Annotated in this window: 18 protein-coding genes; 10 read left to right on the forward strand and 8 right to left on the reverse strand. The window is 44.3% G+C overall.

Going from position 1 to position 21,062, the window contains the following annotated elements; translation table 11 throughout:
• Positions 1-109: 109 nt before the first annotated feature.
• Together AC6RV6_RS10825 and AC6RV6_RS10830 are read left to right on the forward strand one after the other, a co-directional pair.
• Positions 110-1,726 carry a mechanosensitive ion channel family protein gene (locus tag AC6RV6_RS10825; protein ID WP_500240852.1) on the forward strand — a complete coding sequence of 539 codons (1,617 nt, stop codon included), beginning with the start codon at positions 110-112 and terminating at the stop codon, positions 1,724-1,726.
• Between the two features lie 224 nt (positions 1,727-1,950).
• A complete protein-coding gene (locus AC6RV6_RS10830) occupies positions 1,951-3,579 on the forward strand; it encodes a mechanosensitive ion channel family protein (protein ID WP_500240853.1) in 1,629 nt (542 codons plus the stop codon).
• 209 nt (positions 3,580-3,788) lie between these two features.
• On the opposite strand, the gene AC6RV6_RS10835 is transcribed toward AC6RV6_RS10830, so the two are convergent.
• The 3 genes from AC6RV6_RS10835 to pdxH all read right to left on the reverse strand — a co-directional run bounded on the left by AC6RV6_RS10835 (position 3,789) and on the right by pdxH (position 5,935).
• Positions 3,789-4,421 (reverse strand): hypothetical protein, encoded by a 633-nt coding sequence (locus AC6RV6_RS10835; protein WP_500240854.1) that lies wholly within the window; start codon positions 4,419-4,421, stop codon positions 3,789-3,791.
• A gap of 131 nt (positions 4,422-4,552) precedes the next feature.
• On the reverse strand, positions 4,553-5,164 hold the full coding sequence (locus AC6RV6_RS10840; RefSeq protein WP_500240926.1) for a VWA domain-containing protein: 612 nt from the start codon (positions 5,162-5,164) through the stop codon (positions 4,553-4,555).
• 126 nt (positions 5,165-5,290) lie between these two features.
• Positions 5,291-5,935 carry a pyridoxamine 5'-phosphate oxidase gene (pdxH, locus tag AC6RV6_RS10845; RefSeq protein ID WP_500240855.1) on the reverse strand — a complete coding sequence of 215 codons (645 nt, stop codon included), beginning with the start codon at positions 5,933-5,935 and terminating at the stop codon, positions 5,291-5,293.
• A 153-nt stretch (positions 5,936-6,088) separates the two neighbouring features.
• Between pdxH and AC6RV6_RS10850 the strand changes: the two genes are divergently transcribed.
• The 3 genes from AC6RV6_RS10850 to AC6RV6_RS10860 all read left to right on the forward strand — a co-directional run bounded on the left by AC6RV6_RS10850 (position 6,089) and on the right by AC6RV6_RS10860 (position 8,530).
• Entirely contained in the window at positions 6,089-6,421 is a 333-nt protein-coding gene (locus AC6RV6_RS10850) for a lipopolysaccharide assembly protein LapA domain-containing protein (RefSeq protein ID WP_500240856.1), read from the forward strand.
• Positions 6,422-6,503: 82 nt separating this feature from the next.
• Positions 6,504-7,292 carry a segregation/condensation protein A gene (locus AC6RV6_RS10855; RefSeq protein ID WP_500240857.1) on the forward strand — a complete coding sequence of 263 codons (789 nt, stop codon included), beginning with the start codon at positions 6,504-6,506 and terminating at the stop codon, positions 7,290-7,292.
• A gap of 47 nt (positions 7,293-7,339) precedes the next feature.
• Complete coding sequence (locus AC6RV6_RS10860) at positions 7,340-8,530, forward strand: nucleotidyltransferase family protein (protein WP_500240858.1); 1,191 nt, start codon at positions 7,340-7,342, stop codon at positions 8,528-8,530.
• A gap of 285 nt (positions 8,531-8,815) precedes the next feature.
• On the opposite strand, the gene AC6RV6_RS10865 is transcribed toward AC6RV6_RS10860, so the two are convergent.
• Positions 8,816-9,406: a peptidoglycan-binding domain-containing protein gene (locus tag AC6RV6_RS10865; protein WP_500240859.1), complete on the reverse strand. Its 591-nt coding sequence runs from the start codon at positions 9,404-9,406 to the stop codon at positions 8,816-8,818.
• Between the two features lie 101 nt (positions 9,407-9,507).
• Entirely contained in the window at positions 9,508-9,753 is a 246-nt protein-coding gene (locus tag AC6RV6_RS10870; RefSeq protein ID WP_500240860.1) for a hypothetical protein, read from the reverse strand.
• On the opposite strand from AC6RV6_RS10870, the gene AC6RV6_RS10875 reads away from it, so the two are divergent.
• Positions 9,752-10,351: a hypothetical protein gene (locus AC6RV6_RS10875; protein ID WP_500240861.1), complete on the forward strand. Its 600-nt coding sequence runs from the start codon at positions 9,752-9,754 to the stop codon at positions 10,349-10,351. The genes AC6RV6_RS10870 and AC6RV6_RS10875 overlap by 2 nt on opposite strands.
• A gap of 58 nt (positions 10,352-10,409) precedes the next feature.
• Here AC6RV6_RS10875 and AC6RV6_RS10880 read toward each other — a convergent pair whose 3' ends face one another.
• Entirely contained in the window at positions 10,410-12,272 is a 1,863-nt protein-coding gene (locus tag AC6RV6_RS10880; protein WP_500240862.1) for a sodium:solute symporter family protein, read from the reverse strand.
• 94 nt (positions 12,273-12,366) lie between these two features.
• Here AC6RV6_RS10880 and AC6RV6_RS10885 point away from each other — a divergent pair, with 94 nt between their 5' ends.
• From AC6RV6_RS10885 to AC6RV6_RS10900, 4 genes are all read left to right on the forward strand, one after another.
• The gene (locus AC6RV6_RS10885) at positions 12,367-13,230 is read left to right on the forward strand and encodes a fructosamine kinase family protein (protein WP_500240863.1); all 864 of its coding nucleotides are present in this window, start codon (positions 12,367-12,369) and stop codon (positions 13,228-13,230) included.
• Between the two features lie 206 nt (positions 13,231-13,436).
• Positions 13,437-14,435, forward strand: a complete 999-nt coding sequence (locus AC6RV6_RS10890) for a DnaJ C-terminal domain-containing protein (protein ID WP_500240864.1) — start codon at positions 13,437-13,439, stop codon at positions 14,433-14,435.
• 159 nt (positions 14,436-14,594) lie between these two features.
• The gene (locus tag AC6RV6_RS10895) at positions 14,595-16,121 is read left to right on the forward strand and encodes a cyclic nucleotide-binding domain-containing protein (protein WP_500240865.1); all 1,527 of its coding nucleotides are present in this window, start codon (positions 14,595-14,597) and stop codon (positions 16,119-16,121) included.
• Positions 16,122-16,126: 5 nt separating this feature from the next.
• A complete protein-coding gene (locus AC6RV6_RS10900) occupies positions 16,127-17,638 on the forward strand; it encodes a cyclic nucleotide-binding domain-containing protein (protein WP_500240866.1) in 1,512 nt (503 codons plus the stop codon).
• Here AC6RV6_RS10900 and AC6RV6_RS10905 read toward each other — a convergent pair.
• Together AC6RV6_RS10905 and mrdA are read right to left on the reverse strand one after the other, a co-directional pair.
• Entirely contained in the window at positions 17,635-18,897 is a 1,263-nt protein-coding gene (locus AC6RV6_RS10905) for an SPFH domain-containing protein (RefSeq protein WP_500240867.1), read from the reverse strand. The two genes, AC6RV6_RS10900 and AC6RV6_RS10905, sit on opposite strands and share 4 nt — an antisense overlap.
• A 109-nt stretch (positions 18,898-19,006) precedes the next feature.
• On the reverse strand, positions 19,007-20,815 hold the full coding sequence (gene mrdA, locus AC6RV6_RS10910) for a penicillin-binding protein 2 (RefSeq protein WP_500240868.1): 1,809 nt from the start codon (positions 20,813-20,815) through the stop codon (positions 19,007-19,009).
• Between the last annotated feature and the right edge of the window lie 247 nt (positions 20,816-21,062).

The following is a 21,062-nucleotide window of genomic DNA, read 5'->3' on the forward strand; positions in this document are numbered from 1 at the left end:
ATAATTGCAAGACCTTGCATTATTTTACTCAATATTGTTACAAAAGATTTGCGAGATGACAAAAATTTGTAGAATATCGGAGGTAATCCTCAAACAACAATAACCCCAGATGGTCTTTCGCCTAACTCTCCCTAAAGCCGTACAAGTCACATCGACAGAGTGGACTGCACTCTTCCAAGACTTGGCGATCGCTGCTGGAGTGATATTCGTTCTCTATATTTTCTTCTTTGTCATCCTGCGCTTGTGGTTTCGTCGTCTGCGAAACGACTTACCCCTCGTTTCCTTGAATGTTTCGCGCTTGCCTTCGGTTGTCGTTGCCATCGCTATCAGTCTAAAAATCGCCCTCTCCCAACTAGAAGTACTGAAAACCTATCCTTGGGTGCAGAATATTCTCAGTGCGGCGATCGTCCTTGCGGTGACATTCTGGATCTCGCAGCTATTTACGGAAGTCATCGCCTACGCTTTGAAAAAGTTTGCCGAACAAACCGAGGCCATGTGGGACGATGTCCTCATTCCCATTCTCGAAACCATGCTTCCCGTCATTATTTATTTAGTGGGAGGTTTGGTATTTATCCAGAGTTTGGGCATCGATTTAACGGGTTTATGGGTGGCGATCGGCGGAATTTCCTTTATCTTGGGTTTTGCTCTGCAAGATATCCTCGCCAACTTTACCAGTGGTTTAGTGCTGTTGATTGATACACCCTTCCGCTTCGGGGATGTCATTGCTTTACCCAATGGTTCTCGCGCCATTATTAAAAAAATCGGTTTGCGAGTGACGCACATGTATATCATCGACACTCACTGTGATATCTATATTCCCAACGGTCAATTACAAGGTCAGCAAATTACTAATGTCAGCCGTCCCACTTTCCATTATTACTACACCTTGAATATTCCCATTAAAGCCGATGTCGATCCCGCTCGCGCGATTCGTTTGATGGAATCCGTCGTTCTTTCTCATCCCGATACCTTGGGGGACATCGATCGCAAACTCGAGTTTATTGATAAATATTACGGGTGTTCGGGAACGTCTCTGAATGTAGATCGCAAGCGGGAAATTGGCAAAAAACGCTTGATTACTGAAAAAGCTGTCAATACTCAACTTGATAAAATTGAGGCATCTTTCGAGCTTCTCTACCAAAAAATTGGACTGCTCGAACAAGGAGGATTAGATGCAGACGAAATTCGCTCCATTCAAGGCGATTTTCTCGAAATTTGCGATAATGTTGGCCTAGAAGTGCAGTCCGAACGAGTCGGGCGACGCAATCGACAGGTACGCCTTGCCGAGATGCAAGAGGAAATGGGCGAGAAGAAACTCATTGGTCTCGTCCGGACTTGGTATCGGGCATGGTTAGAGGATCCAGATTTGATGCGGGAAGACAAAGAGCTTTTGCCTCAAGAATGGGAACAAAAACTCAGTTTACTCCAGAGCAAACTCAACAAATTATTCTACAAACTCAACGATCCGTCTGGGGAAGAAACCCGTCTTGACGATGTGATTGAAACCCTACAACAGTGGTTGCGAGAAGACTTCAAGAGTTCTCGCAATGAATGGCAAGATCCAAGAGTCTGGGTAAATGAGGTCGATTTGAAAGGCAGATATCTAGACGTGAAGTTTTTCGTTGACGATATCAAGTTAGAACATTGCTTGCGAGGAAATCGCGTTCAGAGTGAGATTAATCGCGATTTGAATTGGCAATTGCGACAGGCTTATCTCTACACTTAAGAAAAAATCCCCGAGAAACTTGACATTTAAGAATAAAAAAAATAGCAAGTTTCTCCAATCTTATGCCGCGATCGCTTCTCTTTAAAAACATAAAGATTTGTTGAAGGACATATTGAGAATTGTTGCAAGACCTTGAAATACTTGACTCAACAATTCCAGCGATATTCAAAAAGGAGAAATGTCGGTAAAATATCGGAAGTAATCCTGAACAACAATCACCTAAGATGGTATTTCGCCTAACTCTCCCCCAAGCTATACAAGATATAGTCTCTGTCTCCTCGGAAGAACTGAATACACTCTTCCAAGACTTAGCGATCTCGGCTGGGGTGATATTCGTTCTCTATATTTTCTTCTTCTTCATCCTACGCTTGTGGTTTCGCCGTCTGCGAAACGATTTACCCCTCGTTTCCTTGAATGTTTCGCGCCTGCCTTCGGTCATCGTTGCTCTCTCCATCAGCCTGAAAATTGCCCTCTCCAAATTGGAAGTACTCAAAGCCTATCCTTGGGTACAGAATATTTTGAGTGCGGCGATCGCGATCGCGGTGACATTTTGGGTATCAAAGCTATTTACAGAAGTTGTCGTCTACGCCCTGAAAAAGTTTGCCGAACAAAGCGAGGCTATGTGGGATGACGTTCTCGTTCCCATCCTTGAAACCATGCTTCCCGTCATCATCTATTTGGTGGGAGGTTTGTTCGTCATCCAAAGTTTGGGTATCGATTTAACGGGATTGTGGGTTGCGATCGGTGGTATTTCTTTTATCTTGGGTTTTGCCCTCAAAGATATTCTCGCCAACTTTACAAGTGGTTTGGTTCTCTTGATCGATACGCCCTTTCGGTTTGGCGATGTCATCGGCTTACCTGACGGTTCTCGCGCCATTATTAAAAAGATCGGTTTGCGGGTAACAGAGATGTATATCATCGATACCCACTGTCAAACCTATCTGCCCAACGGTAAATTTGAGAGTCAACAAATCATCAACCTCAGCCGTCCCACTTCTCACTACTATTATTCTTTAACCATTCCTCTCAAAGCTGATGTCGATCCCGCCAGAGCAATTGGTGTCATTGAATCTGTTGTTCTCGCTCATCCCGATACCTTGGGAGACATCGATCGCAAACTCGAATTCATTGATAAATTCTACGGATTTTCAGGAGCGACAGATAGTGTCGAAAGCAAGCGCCAAGCTGGACGCAAGCGCTTACTAACTGAAAAGGCCGTTAATGTACAGCTGGGCAAAATTGAAGAATCTTTCAATCTTCTCTCTCAAAAAATCAATCTTCTCGAACGCGGAGGATTAGATTTAGATGAAATTCGTTCGATTCAGGGTGATTTTGTGGATATTTGCACGAATGTTGGCTTGGAGGTGCAGGCAGAGCGAGGCAAGCGACGAAATCGACAGGCTCGCTTAGAAGAGATGCCAGAGGATATGGGTTCGGAAAAATTAATCGGCCTTATTCGCGCTTGGTATGAGGCATGGTTGAAAGATCCGGATTTGATGCGAGACGATAAACAGACATTACCGGAAGAGTGGGAACAAAAAATCGGTTTGCTCAAGCTCAAACTCAATAAATTGTTCCGCAAACTCAACGATCCTTCAGGAGAAGAAACCCGTCTTGACGATGCCATTGAAACCTTGCGGAGTTGGTTGCGAGAAGATTTCAAGAGTTCTCGCAATGAATGGCAAGATCCGAGGGTTTGGGTTAATGAAGTGGCTTTGGGAGGACGCTCTCTGGAAATCAAATTTTTCGTTGACGATATCAAATTAGAACATTGTTTGCGTGGCAATCGCGTTCAAAGTGAAGTCAATCGCGATGTGAACTGGCAATTGAGACAGGCTTATCTCTACACTTAAAAAGAACTGAAGGGATTTCTGTTTCTTGAGTCATGCGGCGTAAAACCAGTTAGCGATTAAATAATTAAGGAGAAGAAGCGTTAAAATCGCTCTTCTCCTTAATTATTTAATAGATTGATAAAAAATAAGTCTCAGTAAAAACGATCGCATCCACAAAAAACTCTGGCTCAAATCAACAGCGATCGCTCAGCCATCTCACAGAGAGAATATTAGTCTAAACTATCTATCGTCTTTTTAACTTCTTTACTGCGCTCGTACTGGTTGAAAATGAAGAAATAAGGATACCCAAACAAGATCCAAAAAATTTGTTCCCAAAAACGTGGACGTTTATCCGTGAGGCGTTTTCCTCCTCCCTGCACCTTCTGCGCCCAAGGATCGTCGCGAATGACCAACCAAGTCATCTCGAATGAAAGAACATCGAGAGATATGGCGTGCATCGCACCAATTCCCCGGGGAATCAATTTGCAAAACAGTAATAATATTAAGACTTTTCCATAGACCCAACCCAAACGAGCGGTTATCGCTAGCACTACCGTCAATATAGCCAAAAGCAAGCCCCCATTTAGCTCGACACCATCAGGAATTAAGCCAGCAGTTGCTATTAATCCTCCGTATGCCCCACCGATCGCGCCCAACCAATGACCAAGGAGACTGAGAGTCATCGCTGTCTTGCGGTGAGATTTACAAGGCTGGCACATGGCGGAGAAGGTGTTAGTACGGACTCGACGCGATTGCCGATACTCTCCGTGAAGTCTGACTTGCGATGCCGTCGGGTCGTCACAATTGGGACAAACAGGGGGAAGGCTCAAGCCGGACTCTTCAAAAAGGATGCGAGTTACCATACTTTTTTCTCTTATCTCTCGAGGTCTAGTTCAAAATATCATCGCCATTTTAATCCGTCAAATCGAAAAACAAGACGTAAAAAAACCTCTGGTCAAAGCCAGAGGTAAATTCAATTTTCATTGAATAAAATTTATTCTAAAACTGCCTTGAGAAGAACATCAGTTAAGCTAATTTCTGCCTTATCGATATCATCAATTGTCACGGTATTAACAATATCAAACTTAGCCCCGGCTGCAGCAAGGCGATCGTCAAGAGCAACGAGAAATTCTCGGGCTAACTTATCGCGACCAATTTGAATGAGAGAAATTCCTAATTCTTCATCGCGATCGATTTTGCGGGAGGCTTCAATAATTAGGCGCATGACCGATTTGCGATCGTCGGGTTCCCCATCGGTGACAATAATAATCGTTTCTCCATTGGGTTTGGCTTCTCCTGCCTCCTTGCGTTGGAAATAATTATCGAGGGCATCATAAAGAACAGAAGCAAGGTCGGTTTTACCCATCGGCTGGTGTTCGATGAAGACCTGAGATACCTTATCGGGGGTGACATTATCGTAGCGTTTGAATCTTCCCGAAAACAGATAAACCGTAATTCCGTCGGGATCGAACTTGTCGCATTCCTTGGCTAGGGCAAGGGTAGCTTCTTGGATGGCAATCCAACGACTCTTGCCACCGGGCTGATCTGGAGTGGACATACTGCCACTCTTATCGATAATTACGGTATAGTCGCGCTGTTCGACAATTGAGTTCACTGTTCGATCGCTCTCCTGAAATATCGGTTTGTTTTTAATCTAGCGTATCGATTTCGGGAATCCCCGAGGTAAAAGAGAAAATTTAGATTTGCATCCCCAACTTCCCAATTTCAACTCTTAGGGAGAGAGACGTTCTCGCATCCACGTACCATCCTGTTGCCGGCAATAATAGAGGCGATCGTGAAGGCGACTGGGGCGACCCTGCCAAAATTCGATCGCCTCGGGAATGACTCGAAATCCTCCCCAGTGTGAAGGACGAGGAATCTCTCTTCCTGCATATTGTGCCTCGAGATCGCGAAAGCGTCGTGCGAGAACTTCTCGATCGCCGATCGCTTGACTTTGCTCCGAAGCCCAAGCCCCCAATTGCGAGTCAAGGGGACGACTGGCAAAATAGCGATCGGATTCTGCTGGAGAAACCTTTTCCACAGACCCATCGATGCGAACTTGGCGCTCGATAGGCTGCCACCAAAACACGAGAGAAGCATAGGGATTCCCTTGTAATTGCCGACCCTTTTTGCTGTTGTAATTGGTATAGAAGACAAAACCGCGATCGTCAAATCCTTTCAGCAAAACGATTCTCGCTGTCGGTTTGCCTTCTGGGGTTGCCGTCGCGAGGGTCATGGCGTTGGCATCGGGAACATCTGCCGCGATCGCTTCCTCAAACCACATTTTAAATTGCTGGATGGGATCGCGATCGGCATCGGTTTCCTTCAGTCCGAAACGAGTATAATTTTGACGCAGATTGGCAACAGAAATGTTCATCGAATGGGCTATCTTGTATTTTGTAAGGTATGGGGAGCGAAAAACTTTACTCACTCTATTGTAAAGTTTTTTAACGATTTATCGACAAAGTTATGACGATCGCTTCCCCGTTACCGATTTGGCTCTATCTATCTGAAATAACTCATGTTCCCCATGCGACAAATCAACTTTTTACTTATTTTTCTCTTTAGTCTGGCGATCGGGCTATTTTGCCTCGAAAATATCGAATTAGTTACCATTCAACTGATTCCGGGTTTTAAAGTCCAAGCACCGCTCTCGGTAGAATTAGTGTTAACAATGGGAGTCGGAGCAACTTTGGCGTGGTTATTCAGTGTTTGGGTGAAACTGCAACGTCAGATCCTGTCCTTACAAGATATGAATCAATCGCGGTCAAAAGACAGACGCATCAAAGAGTTAGAGAAAGATATCAAACGCTACAAACAAGAACTCGAAACCCAACTCACTCTCCCTCCAGCCAAAAAATAAATTGGGTTTTGGGGGTTTGGACGAATTTGCCAAACCTCCAAAACTTTTGATTTTTCCCTCTCCTCATTTCTCCATTCCCAAAATGTCCAGCAACTTCGCCCGAGACGCGATCGCCGTCCTCCTCGACCTCGCCCAACAAGGAGAAATCAATCCTTGGGATGTGAATGTCGTCGAAGCGATCGATCGCTACTTGAGCAAGCTTTCTTTAACCGCAACCCCCCAACCCGACCGAGAAACGGCCAATTTATCCCAATCCGGCCAAGCCTTCCTATGGGCATCTATGCTGGTGTTATTGAAAGCCAATACCTTAGAACGCATGGGAGAGGAGGAAGAGGAAGAAGAGGAAGAATTTTTCAACGAAGAACTCGATCCCCGCGAACGAGCTCTACCCCTACGTTTAGAGCGCCACATTCGTCGCCGTCCTTCGGCACCTCCCCTACGTCGCCGCCGCGTTACCCTGCAAGAGTTAATCGAACAGATCCAAGAAATGGCGACGGTTTTGGAAACAAAATCCTTGCAACCCCGGAAAAAGCGATCGCAATCTCGCAAGGAAACGGCACGCCATATCTCCCAACTCGCTCATAATGAAAATTTAACGGAAATGGCGGGGCTATTAGAAGCGTTTTTTCAGAACGTTTTTCCTCAACTGGCCGGCGATCGCGACTTAATCGACTTAAATCAATTGGTACACTGGTGGAGCGAAACGCAACCCGAGGAGAAGCATCATCCCCCCGCCCATCATCGCGTCGGCGTTTTTTGGGCGCTATTATTGCTCTCGGCACAATCTAAAGTGGAATTATCCCAAAGTGAATTTTACCAGGACTTAACAATAAAACCGCTAATCGACAGTCCGACCCAGAGATTGGGATAAAATCGGATTGAATTCAATCTTAGAGAGTAGATTCGAGGAAAATTAACATGAAAGCCATGATTTTGGCAGCAGGTCGGGGAACGCGCGTGCGTCCCATTACCTATACGATACCTAAACCTTTGATTCCCATCTTGCAGAAGCCTGTCATGGAGTTCTTGCTTGAATTGCTGCGAAAACATGGGTTCGAGCAAATTATGGTCAATGTGAGCCACCTTGCTGAGGAAATCGAAAGCTATTTTCGCGATGGGCAGCGCTTTGGCGTAGAAATTGCCTATTCTTTTGAAGGTTTCATCGATGATAACGGTCATTTGATCGGGGAAGCGTTGGGATCGGCGGGGGGACTGCGCCGCATTCAAGATTTCAATCCCTTTTTTGATGATACTTTTATTGTGCTTTGCGGTGATGCGCTGATCGATCTAGATTTAACGAAAGCGGTCAAAATGCACAAGGAGAAAGGGGCGATCGCCACAATTATTACCAAAAATGTTCCGCAAGAGCAGGTTTCCAGTTATGGGGTCGTCGTTACGGACGAGGAAGGGCGAATTCAGGCATTTCAAGAAAAGCCGAAAGTGGAAGAAGCTCTCAGCACTACGATTAATACAGGGATCTACATCTTTGAGCCAGAAATCATTAACTATATTCCTTCTAAAACGGTTTACGATATTGGTGGCGATCTTTTTCCGAAGTTAGTGGAAATGGGCGCTCCTTTTTACGCCGTGCCGATGGATTTTCAATGGGTGGATATCGGTAAAGTTCCCGACTACTGGCACGCTATTCGCGGCGTTTTGAGCGGAGAAATTAAAACTGTTGACATTCCGGGCAAAGAAATCGAACCGGGAATTTATACCGGACTCAATGTGGTCATGAACCGAGATAAGGTAGACATCACGGGGCCGGTTTATATTGGCGGCATGACTCGCATTGAAGATGGGGTGAAAATTGTCGGTCCGACGGCGATCGGTTCGAGTTGTCATATTTGTAGTGGGGCAACGGTGGAGAATAGCGTGATTTTTGAATATTCTCGCTTGGGTTCTGATGTGCGTTTGGTGGATAAGTTGGTTTTTGGACGCTATTGCGTGGATAAAAACGGGACGGCGATCGATGTGAAAGCGGCTGCTTTAGATTGGTTGATTACCGATGCTCGTCAGAGTCCTCCAGTTATAGAACCTCCAGAAAAAAATCTCATGGCTGAATTTCGCACCGATACCGAGACGGGTTCTAATGGAGAGGACAAATAAACAACGCAGTTGAATTATAAATTTCACGCCGTCTTGTTGTTGCAGGCGATCGATCGTTTCTACAATCCGTTTGCGATCGGTTTGCTCGTCTGCTCTTCATTAATATAGTTATTTCATCGGGTGCAAGCAACGGATAGATTGCGTTTTTATCTCTCTACTGAAAAAAAAGCGATCGCGCAACAACATCAAAATTTTTCCAAATCAGAAGAAGATAGAAAAAGTAAGCGCCCCGGATCGATCCGGGGCGCTTCAGCATAAGTATTTTGACTCGGAAAATTTAAACTCCTATAAGCCTAATGCTGTCAAAGTTGCCCGGCCGGCAATACCATCAACCTTTAAACCACGATTCTTTTGAAAGTTCCTCACGGCTGTTTGAGTTCTTGCACCATATATCCCATCAATAGTACCAATGGAAACATATCCAAGGCTCTTCAACTTAGTTTGAACTTGTCGCACGCGATCGCTCTTGGAGGCAAATTTCAGCACGTATTGTTTGGCGCTAACAGTAGAACCCGTATTGCGAGTATAAAGACTGTACACAAAATTCCCACTGGAAAGTTTAGTCCAGCTTCCTTGATATGCGACCGGATTTTTGAGTTGCGCTCCATTGCGAACGCAGGCGACAACATTCTGGGGATTCATATTTTTCTCACTGCGAACACGCAGACAACTTCCCTTCGGCGTATTAACGTAAAGTGCTGCTGTCGAGGGTTTTGCACTGTTCAGCATTCCGCACAAAACGATCGCACTCAGAAAACCCAGCCAAGCTGAACTCGGTAACTTTTTCCAGTACAAAGTTTCGCTGAGGAATTTATATTCAATTCCCTCCTGCTCTTCACGAGCTTTGTAAGAGTAACTGTAAGCAAGTGCTTCCATTTTTGTTCTCCTTCTAGATAATACAAAATTGAAACAAAATGAGAAGCGAGAAATCTGTAAGGTCTTATAATATCTCTTTTATCATATTAATAGCATTTTGGTCAACAATAATACTTCTGTACGAAGTTGCGATCGCTAAGAGATTTTAGTTTTAGAATCTTTGTTCGCTTTTGAGGATTGTTGATTTTGGGTCGCGATCGCACCAAAAGAGAAGAGATTTTAATATATAAATGAGATTGATGACCGGAGATTTTTTGCCAAATCATCCAAGAAGATTTCAGGATTGCGATCGCATTCTTTGGCAAACCTGTTAGCGTTAATTCAACATCCCAAGGAGCGATCGCCATGTCTTACAGTCAATTTACTCTCGATCGAGTCAAAACTGATTTCGAACTAACTATCCAAGAAGATCGACCGCTTTTTCCCAATCCTCCCGAGTTACAACCCTCATCTTTGCTACAACAGATATTGCAAGAATATTTACCTTTAGCCCTCGCAATTAATAGCGAAAAAGCGCGATCGGAATTTATTCTTGCTCCTATTTTAGGAGATATCCGCTATCAGATATCTCAACCTATTTCGCTTTTCTCCGGCAAAGAATTCGATGTTGATTCTACACGAGGTTTAACGGGATTTTGTGATTTTATCTTGAGTAAATCTAAAGAACAATTATTTATCGAGGCACCAGTATTGACTATTATTGAAGCGAAGAATGAGAACATTATCGGGGGATTGGGGCAATGTGCGGCAGCTACGATCGCGGCGCAAATTTTTAATGAGAAGAGAAAGCAACACTTTCCTCAAATCTATGGCTGCGTAACAACAGGAAATGTCTGGCGATTTCTTCGGCTTGAGGATCGTACCCTTGCCATTGATAATAATGAATATTACATCAAAGAACTGCCCAAAATTTTAGGGATTCTGTCTTTCCCTTTTAGTGAATAAAAGCGATCGCCTTTCGGTACAAAGAAGGCGATCGCCCTATCCAAAAAACCATAAAAAATCACATCAACATATCATCGTCATCCAAACCCGGACGCGGCATGGGTAAAATACGCCGACGACTCAACCACCGCAACCAAACGCCCCCTAATACCCCCATCGCGAGAGAAATCCATCCGGTTAGGGGCTGTAACAATAAAAAGCCTCCGATCGCAAACATCGCCCCAAAGAGTAGTAATAACGCCGCCAACACCTTCAGTAAATCCAAGCGCAAATCCTGTAAAGGTTGCAATCCCGTCCGTTGGTACTGTCGCTGCCAGCCGATCGCACTGGGTCGAATCTTAGTATAAAATGCGTCCAAAGTTTCATCAGATTCCGGGGAAGTCAGGTACATAACGCTAATCCAAACGACCGCCGTGACTCCCGAAATAACCGTCAAACGCAAACCGAAATCAAGCTGGGCAAAATTCCGCAACACCTTCTCGAGATTCGAAACGAAACCCCCAGATAAACCCAAACGCAATAACGCATCTAATAAAATCGGCGTTGCACTGGTGAAGAGTCCCACGATAAACCCGCACAGCATCGCCGCTAATTCTGCGGCGGCATTGATGCGCCACCAAAACCACCGCAAAATTAACACCAATCCCGGCCCGGTTCCTACCGCAATCACCAAGCGAAATACCGTGCGAATATCCGTTGCATAAAATGCCGCAAATCCTCCTAAAATCGTGACGACAATTGAGGCAATGCGTCCCGCCCAAACTAACTCCTGTTGCGTTGCCTCAGAACGAAAAAAGCGCAAATAGAGGTCATTAGTTAAATAAGATGCCCCCCAATTGATTGAAGTAGAAACGGTACTCATAAAAGCAGCAACGAGAGAGGCAACCGTGATGCCTAAAAGTCCCGTCGGCAAAAACTCTAACATCAGTTTGGGATAGCCCAACTCTCGGTCTTCTAAGTTGGGGTAAATGGCGATCGCAGCCAAAGCAACAATCACCCAAGGCCAAGTCCGGACAATGTAATGCAGAATATTAAAAAACCAAGCCGATTTTTCCGCCTCGGGTTCATCTTTTGCGGCGGCGAGACGTTGGATGAACTCCCCTCCCCCATCGCTACGACGAAATGACCACCATTGCAAGAAGACATAAGCCGCAAAAGTCGTACTGGTAATGCCGGCAACATCACTCCATTGAAAATTATTAGTAATGGGAATAAATGCTAAAACATCAATATCTGTTGCATTTTGCACGGCGGGAATGAGTTCGTGAATTCCTCCCACAGAATTGAGAGCAAAAATAGCAACAACAACCGCACCGAATAAAGCCAAGAAAAATTGGAAAAAGTCTGTCGCAACAACTCCCCACAGTCCCGAAAAACTCGAATAAATTAAAACAAAAATGCTCACCCCAATAACGCTAAAAAGTTTAATATTCTCTCCCGGTTCAATCCCGACACTTTGCCAGAGTTGTAATGCGTCTACTACTTTTACCATTGCGAGCATGGCGTAACCGATACCAATACAATTAATCGGTAGGGCGAAGAGAAACGCTTTCGTTGCCCTCAGAATTGCCGCCATATCTCCCCCGTAGCGCATTTCTGTGAGTTGGGCATCGGTGACAATTTCCGATCGCCGCCACAGTCTCGCAAAGACATAGATTAAAATCACGTGGGAAATACCAAACCCCCACCACTCCCAATTGCCTGCAATCCCTCGACTGCCCACTACGCCTGCAATATACAGGGGGGTATCAATTGAAAAAGTCGTCGCCGCCATACTCGTCCCCGCCAACCACCAAGGTAGCGATCGCCCGGACACGAAAAAATCAACTAAACTTTTTGACCCTTTCCCCGTGAGAAATAAACCCAATCCCATCGCGAAGGCCAGATAAAGCAAGACAATTAGCCAATCGAGTAATTGCATAGACTCCCAATCTAGAGATGAACTGGAGTTATCTTGCCATATTTAGGGGAATTGCATTGATAATGAATGGTTGTTCGTTAATTCATTGATAAAAATGTGGCCAGAAATCGCAGCAAAAATCTCAGAAACGACGGGAAAAACCTTTGAAATTATCACCCATCGTTCTGTCGGGGGAGGATGTATCAATCAAAGTTATTCTGTGAGTAATGGCGATCGCACTTATTTCGTTAAAATTAACCAAGCGAACCAACTCGAAATGTTTGCCGCCGAATATTTGGGGTTGCAACAAATGTACGATACCCGAACCATTCGCATTCCTCAGCCCCTAGACTATGGAATCGCAGGAGATAATAGCTTTATTGTCATGGAATGGCTGGAATTTGGACGCGGAGATAGTCGTGCTTGGGAATTGATGGGTCGAAATTTAGCTCAATTACATCAAACTGAAGGCAGCGATCGCTTTGGTTGGGATCGCAACAATACCATTGGTTCGACCCCGCAAACCAATCCTTGGAACAAAAATTGGCACGAGTTTTTTGCCGAACAGCGCATCGGTTTCCAACTCCGTCTCGCCAAACGACGAGGCGGAAATTTTCCCGATACTGAACAAGTCGTTACGAGAGTCAAAGAAATTTTAAGCGATCGCACCCCACCCCCCTCCCTCGTTCATGGAGATCTCTGGTCTGGGAATGCCGCTTGTACGGTGGACGGCGAACCGGTTATTTTGGACCCAGCGACCTATTGGGGCGATCGCGAAGTCGATTTAGCCATGACCGAACTTTTTGGGGGGTTTCCCGCCGCTTTTTACCGAGGTTACAACCAAACATGGCACCTCGATCGCGGCTACGAAGAGCGCAAACCCCTCTACAATCTCTATCACGTTCTCAACCACTTTAACTTGTTCGGCGGTGGCTACGAATATCAAGCCAGCAGTGCGATCGAGAGATTGCTACATTAAAAGTTAAGAACAAAACTCCCTCGAAGAGAAACATTAAAAGATCGGCCATTTGGCGAACTACCCAAAAAACCGAACATCACCGCTTCCCTAATTTTGTTATTCTTAATTTTGTTAAGGTTTGCTAAAACTCGATCGGCGATCGCGATATTCCGCCAGATGGAGGAGAACTTCTAGAACCGGTTATTGCTAAGAGGAGACTGCTGTTGATGGCCTCGACTGACTTCAAAGACTACTACGCCATCCTCGGGGTGAGCAAAACATCGAGCGCAGAGGAGATCAAAAAATCCTTTCGGAAACTCGCGCTTAAATACCATCCCGATCGCAACCCCGGCGATAAAAAGGCAGAAGCTCGCTTTAAAGAAATTAGCGAAGCCTATGAAGTTCTCTCCGACCCCGATAAACGCAAGAAATACGACCAATTCGGACAATATTGGCGACAAGTCGGTTCGACACCTTCAGGAGGTGGTTTTGGACGAACCTCGACAGATTTTAGCGGCTTTGACTTCGGCCAGTACGGTAGTTTTGAAGAATTTATCAACGATCTTTTAGGCGGTTTAGGTGGCGGAGGTAGTCCCCGCACTCGAACCTATCGCACCACCACAGCACGACAGCAAAATAATTACAGAACTTCGAGCGGATTTAAAACAGGATTTAGCGAACAACCTACCTCGAGTGATAAAGAAGCCAGTATACGTCTCACTTTTTCAGAAGCCTTTCGCGGTGTACAGAAACGCTTAAACGTAGCAGGAGAAACTATTGATGTTCGCATTCCTCCCGGTGCAAAGCCCGGTAGCCGAGTACGAGTCAAAGGAAAAGGACAATTTGATAGTTTCCTACAAAGACGAGGAGATCTGTACTTAAATGTGGAACTCGAATCTCATTCTTTTTTTCAATTCGATCGTGATAACTTAACTTGCGAGCTACCTATCGCTCCCGACGAAGCTGTTTTAGGCGCTTCTATTGAAGTTCCCACCCCTGATGGTGCTGTAACCATGAAAGTTCCGGCGGGCATTCGTTCTGGACAAACCTTACGTTTACGGGGAAAAGGCTGGATCTCAGCCAAAGGTGGACGGACGGATCAGATGGTTAAAATTATCATTGCTACCCCTCAAAACCCAACTTCCCTCGAGCGAGAATACTATGAAAAAATTCGTAATGTCAGAAACCAAAATCCTCGCTCTCACCTGAAAAACATGAAACTATAGAGATTATGGTAATTTATTTTTACCAAGGTACTAAAAAGAATCAGAAAAACAGTAACCTAAAGGAGCAAAAGGCGCTATTCTCTCGACTCAAACGGATTTTTTCAACTATTAAAAAATGCTATCATACTAGCATCATAGCTTTAGGCGATCGGGGATGTAATGATTGAGATAGTGATTCAGTACGGAATAATTGAGACAGTTATTCAATATATTAAGTCTATCTTTTCAACGCTTAACTCTGTCTTTTCAATTACTCTCTTTAAAATCGGAGACGCTTCAGTTTCTTTGCTGACACTGCTGCAATTTTCCGTTTCTATCATTTTAGTCATTTTTGTTACGCGAACGGCAAAGTCTTTATTAGAACAACTAATTTTGACAAAATTCAATCTCGATACGGGAGCGAGAGCTTCATTATCAATATTGTTGAGTTATGCGATCGGTGGTTTGGGTTTTCTCATTGTTCTACAAACAATAGGATTAGATTTTTCATCTATTTCTGTTATTATTGGCGGCTTAGGAGTTGGCATTGGTTTTGGTTTGCAAGATATTACCAGTAACTTTATCAGTGGTATTACAATTCTGATTGAAAGAAAATTAAACGTTGGTGATTTTGTTGAATTTGAAGATATTCAGGGAAGCATTCAAGAAATTTCGCTGCGAACAACTACAATTAAAACACCCATTGGCGAAAATGTTATTATTCCCAATGGTGCTTTACTGCAAAATAAATTAACTAATCGTACTACTGATAAAGAAGGAGCTTATGTTTCCTTAGATGTTAGCGTTGATGCAGAAAATAATCCCTTATTAGTGACTGAAATTTTATTCGAATCTGCTTATATGGATTCATTGATTTCACACAAACGCCCCCCACAGATTTTCTTTAATGGTTATGACGATGGATTTTTGAAATTTCAATTATCGGTTTGGATTAATAACTTTCAGTATTTTAGAAAAGCAAAAAGTTCCTTAAATTATACAATTGAATATAATCTACGCAAAGCAGGGATTCACTTTCCCGATGATAGCGAGCGGAAAATTACTCTAGTTTATGAGCCTGCCAATGCTACTCTTGAAGATTCATCAGCCATTGTGGAGAGCGATCGCAAAGAATCCCAACTGTACATCAAAGATTACTTAAAAAAAGTTGAATACTTTCAAAATTTCAATGAACTAGAATTGAGAAAATTGATAGAATATGGGTATAGAGAGACTTTTGAACCTTCAGAAACTTTATTTCGAGAAGGAGATCCCGGCAATTCTTTTTATATTGTCCTCTCGGGTTCCGTTGAAGTTTTTGTCGAAAAACTGAATAAAACTTTGGTGACATTAACAGCAGGAGATTTTTTTGGAGAGCTTTCTTTATTATTAGGTATTCCCAGAACCGCATCTGTAAAAACTTTAGAAAAAACTACATTATTTATTTTAAATAGTCAAGGATTTAAACAAATTATTCAAGAACAACCGAAATTGCAAGAAGAAATTATTCAGCAACTCAGTACGCATCAAGAAGAACTCCAACAACGACGAGAAGAACTGCGAAAAATGGGTTTAGTGGATGACAATGAAGACGATCGCAATCCTGTCTCTTGGGTTCGCAAGCGTTTGACTAATCTTTTTGGCACTCAAGAAGAAAATGAACGAGAAAACCTCTATTCACAGATTGCCACGAAGCGATCGCAATAGATAGTATGTTTGAAACATTTATTCAATATTTTGAATCTATTTTATCAATTCGCCTATTCAAGTTAGGCAATACTGAAATTTCTTTAATTACGATTTTTCAAATTTCTCTGGCTACATTTTTGGTTTTATTTCTTTCGCGAACAACTCGATATCTATTAGAGCGACGAATTCTCATAAAATTTAAAATTGATGCCGGAATTCGCTCTTCAATTTCCATCTTAATTAGTTATTTTATTGGTGCCTTCGGGTTTATTTTAATTATTCAAGCAATGGGGTTTGATTTCTCCTCTATCTTTGTCATTATTGGCGGTTTAGGGGTAGGGATTGGCTTTGGTTTGCAACAAATCACGAATAATTTTATCAGTGGTGTAACAATTCTCTTGGAGCGAAAATTAAAAGTTGGTGACTTTATTGAATTTGAAGAAGTTCAAGGGAATATTCACGAAATTTCTTTAAGGACGACAACTATTAGAACTCCTATCGGTCAAAACGTGGTTATTCCTAATGGAAATTTAATCGAAAAGAAACTCATTAATTGGACCCATGAGTCTAAAAATGGCGGTTATAGTTTAATTCATCTGACAATCGAACCGGAATACAATCCTCTCCTTGTCACTGAAATTCTCATCGATTCAGCGTCTCGAGACCCCTTGATTTCAAATCAGCGATCGCCGAAAGTGTTTTTTAATGGTTATAAAGATGGTTTTTTCCACTTCGAGTTAATTTTCTGGCTCGAAGATTTTACTTTTTTCAAGGAAGCACAAAGCTCTATTCATTATACCGTAGAATACAATTTAAGACAAGCCGGAATTTACTTTCCCGATGATAATGAGCGCAAAGTTTATATGTTAGGAGACGATCCTAAAAAACATCGCGAAAACGTACAAGGGTCAAAACTTTTTCTGAGTTCGGTGCGAAAAAGTAGTTCTCTTTATATCAAAGATCATCTTAAAAAAGTTGAGTATTTCCAGAATTTTAACGAACTCGAATTAAGAAGGTTGATCGAGTATGGATATCGAAAACATTTAGAGCCTTCAGAGGTCCTTTTTCGAGAAGGAGATTATGGCGATGCGTTTTATGTAATTTTGTCTGGAACTGTAGAAATTTTTACCGAAAAAATGGGGAAAACCTTAGCAACATTAAATACCGGCAGTTTCTTCGGAGAATTATCTTTACTTCTCGGCATTCCGCGAACGGCTTCAGTCAGAGCTTTAGAGAAGACAACGGTATTTTTTATTAATAATCAAGGATTTAAAAGACTTTTAGCAGAACAACCCGCATTGCAGGAAGAAATTGCCCAACAATTGAGCGAACGGAAAGAAGAATTGAAAGAACGTCAAAGACAACTGCGAGAAATGGGTTTAGTTGACGATCAAGAAGACGATCGAAATCCTGTCGTCTGGGTTCGCAAACGCTTGGCCAATCTTTTTGGCAGTTTCCCAGAATCTCCTATTTCAGAGCGATCGCCAGACGCGATCGCACCTTCAGAACCGGATTCGGATTTACCCCAGACTTAAAGAATATCGCCAAGCTCGGGAATCTCCCGCGCCCGAGTCCAATCGGTTTCTCCTTCTTTGCAAACATTTGTACGTGCAGTGATTCCCTGCTGACGTAACTGTTCTTTTGTAAAAGGTCCCGATCTCTGTCCACTGCGGAAAATATACCATTCTGGGGTTTCTATTGGGGGAGTTGGAGGAGGTGGTGAAGGAGGAGCAGGAGGAGCAGGAGGAGAAAAAATTGCTATCAGTTCGGAGACTTGAGAAGCTGGCAGCCAATTGTTCATTCCCGCACGCCATACTAAGGTATCGGGAGTGACTCCTTGCTGGATGAGGCGATCGCTCGGAAAAGGTCCCAATTGCTGGCCGTTGCGAGCCAGATACCATTGAGTTTGAGCCGGAGTCGGAAGTGGTGATGCAGCTTGGGGAGTTTGCGGCTGCTGCATGGCGTTCATCATTTGTTGTCCCATGGCCAAACCCATTCCCGCTTCCATCGCCGGACTATTGCTACCGGGACGTTGGGACATATTTTCGATCGCTTCGGCGGTTTGATATTGAGTATATTGCTGCATATTGCCCAAAATCCCCATAGAAGAGCGTTTATCGAGGGCTTCTTCCACTTCTTTAGGGAGGGAAATATTTTCAATTAAAAGCTGAGTTAATTCAACACCAATGCGATCGAAATCATTCTGCACGAATTCTTTAGCGCGATCGCCCATCGTGCGATAATGTGCGGCAAAATCTAATAAGGCCAAACCAGATCCGGCGATCCAACTGGTAATAGAAGGGAGAATAATATTGCGAAGATGGCTGCTAATTTCATTCACTTGGAAAAGCCCGTCAGTGCCGATTATCTCTTCGAGAAGTCGGCGAGGATCGGCAACTTTAATACTATAGTTACCATAGGCGCGAATGCGAACCGGTCCAAATTCAGGATCGCGTATCATAATTGGGTTAGAGGTTCCCCATTTCAGGTTAGAAAAATTGCGAGTATTGAAGAAATAAACTTCCGCTTTATAGGGCGATTTAAAACCATATTTCCAACCTTTGAGGGTGCTGAGAACGGGTAAATTACGAGTATAGAGTTCGTAAGTCCCTTCGGTAAATTCATCGGCGACAAATCCTTCATTGACAAAAACGGCTTTTTGTCCCGGTCGCACGATTAATTGCGCTCCTTGTTTGATTTCATTATTATGTCGCTCGAAGCGATAGGCGATCGTATCGTTGCTGTTGTCCAACCACTCGACAATGTCGATGAGTTGACCCTGTAACCAGCCCATTGATTTACTGCTCCTACTTCGCTACATCTCGTTTTTCGGGAGGACTCGTTAAATCTTGGTCAATTTCAGCATATCCTACCCTCCTTTCCTTATCTCAACCTCAGGTTGATTACCACTTTCCTTGTCTTTTCAAAGAGAAGTAAGTATCTAAAACTTGCGCGACCATCGGAGCCGCCACCTTACCGCCGCCTCCCCCCGAGTGCTCGGCAAAAGCCACAACAACGATTTCGGGATTGTCAAAAGGTGCATAACCCCCAAACCAAGCGTGAGCTTGACCCGGAGGCGCTTCTGCTGTACCGCTTTTTCCCGCCGGTGTGGGTATACCCGCACGATTGACCGCAGTCCCCGTTCCTCCCGTTGCTACTGCCCGCAAACCCTTGCGAAGCGTGAGGATTGTAGATTGTTTTAAATTGAGGGGTTCGCGCCAATTTTGTTGTTCTTCCTTATTTTTTAATAAATGGGGTTTGACGCGATCGCCGCCATTAGCAGGCACGGCAAACATGACCGCCACCTGTAAGGGAGTTGCGAGGGTAAATCCCTGACCGATGGACATATTCACCGTATCCCCTGCAGTCCATTCCCAATTAAACCGCTCTCGCTTCCATTTATCATCCGCAATCAATCCGGGAGCCTCCGATTCAATTTCAATCCCCGTCTTCGACCCGAAGCCAAAACGACGCGCCCAATCAATCAATACTTCACCACCTACACCGCGCCCAATCTGCCCGTGGAAAGTATTGCTACTCCATGCCATTGCCCGTACATAGCCCATTGGACCGAACCCGGCGCGATTCCATTCACCAAAAGCCGTCCCACCGACCCGTAAATAGGCAAACGTTGGCAAAACGGTATTGGGAGGATATTTTTCTGACTCCATCCCAGCCGCTGCCGTGACAACTTTAAACGTCGAAGCGGGAGGAAAACCTCGCAAAGCACGGTTGACAAAAGGATTGCCCTGTCCTTGTAATTGCTTCCATTGTGCGGGGGTAATCCGTTTGGAGAAAATATTGGGATCGAAGGTAGGATAGCTTACCATCGCTAATACTGCGCCATTGTTGGGATCGATCGCGACAACCGCCCCCTTACGTCGTCCCAAAGCACTTTCTGCTGATTTCTGTAAATTCAGATCGAGGGTGAGGGTGACATCTTTCCCGGCTTTGGCTTGCTTTTCTCCTAAAATCTGCACCACTTTGCCTTCACCATCGACCTCGACTTGCTGCCCGCCCCATTCTCCTCGCAGCATCTCCTCAAAACCTTCTTCAACCCCCATCTTACCGACGATATCCCCGAGGCGATAGCCATCTTTACGCCGTTTTTCAAGTTCTTCAGCATTGAGTTCTCCGGTATATCCCAAAATGTGAGAAGCGCTGGCTTTATTGGGATAATTGCGGACGTGTTCGATATCCACATCCACGCCTTTGAGTTCAAAGCTGTATTCCTGAATGGCGGTAATTTGTTTGGGAGTGAGATCTCGAGCGATCCGCACTCGGGTGGGAGAGTTATAACCTGCCGCTTTTACCGGTTGGCGAATTTCTTCCGGGGGGATGTCAAGAATTTGTGACAATCGCTGGACGCTGGTTTCCCACGTTTCGTACTTTTGCGCGAGCGGCCAGACATACGCAGTATGAGAGAGGCGACTGCTGGCCAAAATTCGACCTTTTCGGTCGAAAATTGTTCCGCGCACCGGTTGTCTGGGGACAATGCGAATGCGATTGTTTTCTGCTAATTCTTGGTTGCGCTGACCTTCCACCAGTTGCAAAAAGGCAAGGCGAGAGCCAATGCCTCCCAAGAGAAATAGGCTGATAATTAACATGACGACAACGGATTGGTATTGTCCTCCAACCGTTCTCGGAGTTTGTTTTCGCCCGACTGTGGAAGATGTCTTTAGGGTCGTTGTGGGATGGCCGACTCGCATCATGGGTTATCGCTGTTGAATCGATTCGCTAAAGAATGCCCCGCAAGAGGTGGTTTTACTACTACGCTCTTAATTTTTTGGGCTTTGGGATTTCCCTGAGGAAAGTTTACTGACAATTGTACTTTGCAATTTCCTTGGGAGCTACCCAAACGCAAAGAAATTCTTTGGGTAAGGACAAATGTTTTGTCTCAAGATGTAACCGCAGAGAATTTTACGCGAGGGGAGAAGGGCTGACTCTTGCTCTGTTCGG

The organism is Spirulina sp. LEGE 11439 (assembly GCF_059821285.1).

What these genes read in the sequence shown, in the direction of transcription:
- AC6RV6_RS10825 (WP_500240852.1), top strand. Translation starts at nt 110, where the DNA reads ATGGTCTTTCGCCTAACTCTCCCTAAAGCCGTACAAGTCACATCGACA.
- AC6RV6_RS10830 (WP_500240853.1), top strand. Translation starts at nt 1,951, where the DNA reads ATGGTATTTCGCCTAACTCTCCCCCAAGCTATACAAGATATAGTCTCT.
- AC6RV6_RS10835 (WP_500240854.1), bottom strand. Translation starts at nt 4,421, where the DNA reads ATGGTAACTCGCATCCTTTTTGAAGAGTCCGGCTTGAGCCTTCCCCCT.
- pdxH (WP_500240855.1), bottom strand. Translation starts at nt 5,935, where the DNA reads ATGAACATTTCTGTTGCCAATCTGCGTCAAAATTATACTCGTTTCGGA.
- AC6RV6_RS10850 (WP_500240856.1), top strand. Translation starts at nt 6,089, where the DNA reads ATGCGACAAATCAACTTTTTACTTATTTTTCTCTTTAGTCTGGCGATC.
- AC6RV6_RS10855 (WP_500240857.1), top strand. Translation starts at nt 6,504, where the DNA reads ATGTCCAGCAACTTCGCCCGAGACGCGATCGCCGTCCTCCTCGACCTC.
- AC6RV6_RS10860 (WP_500240858.1), top strand. Translation starts at nt 7,340, where the DNA reads ATGAAAGCCATGATTTTGGCAGCAGGTCGGGGAACGCGCGTGCGTCCC.
- AC6RV6_RS10865 (WP_500240859.1), bottom strand. Translation starts at nt 9,406, where the DNA reads ATGGAAGCACTTGCTTACAGTTACTCTTACAAAGCTCGTGAAGAGCAG.
- AC6RV6_RS10875 (WP_500240861.1), top strand. Translation starts at nt 9,752, where the DNA reads ATGTCTTACAGTCAATTTACTCTCGATCGAGTCAAAACTGATTTCGAA.
- AC6RV6_RS10870 (WP_500240860.1), bottom strand. Translation starts at nt 9,753, where the DNA reads ATGGCGATCGCTCCTTGGGATGTTGAATTAACGCTAACAGGTTTGCCA.
- AC6RV6_RS10880 (WP_500240862.1), bottom strand. Translation starts at nt 12,272, where the DNA reads ATGCAATTACTCGATTGGCTAATTGTCTTGCTTTATCTGGCCTTCGCG.
- AC6RV6_RS10885 (WP_500240863.1), top strand. Translation starts at nt 12,367, where the DNA reads ATGTGGCCAGAAATCGCAGCAAAAATCTCAGAAACGACGGGAAAAACC.
- AC6RV6_RS10890 (WP_500240864.1), top strand. Translation starts at nt 13,437, where the DNA reads ATGGCCTCGACTGACTTCAAAGACTACTACGCCATCCTCGGGGTGAGC.
- AC6RV6_RS10895 (WP_500240865.1), top strand. Translation starts at nt 14,595, where the DNA reads ATGATTGAGATAGTGATTCAGTACGGAATAATTGAGACAGTTATTCAA.
- AC6RV6_RS10900 (WP_500240866.1), top strand. Translation starts at nt 16,127, where the DNA reads ATGTTTGAAACATTTATTCAATATTTTGAATCTATTTTATCAATTCGC.
- AC6RV6_RS10905 (WP_500240867.1), bottom strand. Translation starts at nt 18,897, where the DNA reads ATGGGCTGGTTACAGGGTCAACTCATCGACATTGTCGAGTGGTTGGAC.
- mrdA (WP_500240868.1), bottom strand. Translation starts at nt 20,815, where the DNA reads ATGATGCGAGTCGGCCATCCCACAACGACCCTAAAGACATCTTCCACA.